1 protein-coding gene is annotated in these 440 nt (G+C 73.9%); it reads right to left on the bottom strand.

The features are described from left to right. Positions 1–4 precede the first annotated feature (4 nt). Positions 5–440 (bottom strand): TetR/AcrR family transcriptional regulator C-terminal domain-containing protein (locus AC0AIB_RS31375; RefSeq protein WP_465098107.1); only part of this gene is annotated, 436 nt, incomplete at its 5' end.

Below are 440 nucleotides of genomic sequence, written 5' to 3'. Positions count from 1 at the left end.
CTGGCTAGCTGATTCCGCCCAGCAGGGTGCGGGCGACGGAGGCGGCGAAGTCGTCCAGGGGCTGCGGGGGCTCGCCGCCGGGGAGCGCGGCGTAGGCGAAGGCGCGCTGAGCGCAGGCGCCCATCAGCAGGGAGGCGGCGGCGTAGGTGTCCGCGTCGGCCCGGATGCGGCCCGCGCCCTGTTCGGCGCGCAGATAGGCGTCGAGCCACTGGATCGGCAGATGGGGTCCGGCCTCCAGCCCGCCCACGCCCTGCTCGTGGCGGCGTTTGAGCTGGGGTTCGGCGTAGAGGGACGCGGCCATGGGGAAGGTCTGCTCGTAGAACAGGGCGGCCACCCGGGCGATCTCGGTGAGGTTGCCCTCGACGCTGCCCTCGCCGGCCTTCAGTTCGCCGAGCAGGTTGCCGAGCCGGGGCAGCCGCTCGGCGAGGACGGTGACGAAC

It is taken from the genome of Micromonospora sp. DSM 43699 (genome assembly GCF_055517075.1).
Note: the sequence above shows the minus strand (reverse complement) of the source record. Positions and strands in the feature narration are given on the sequence as shown.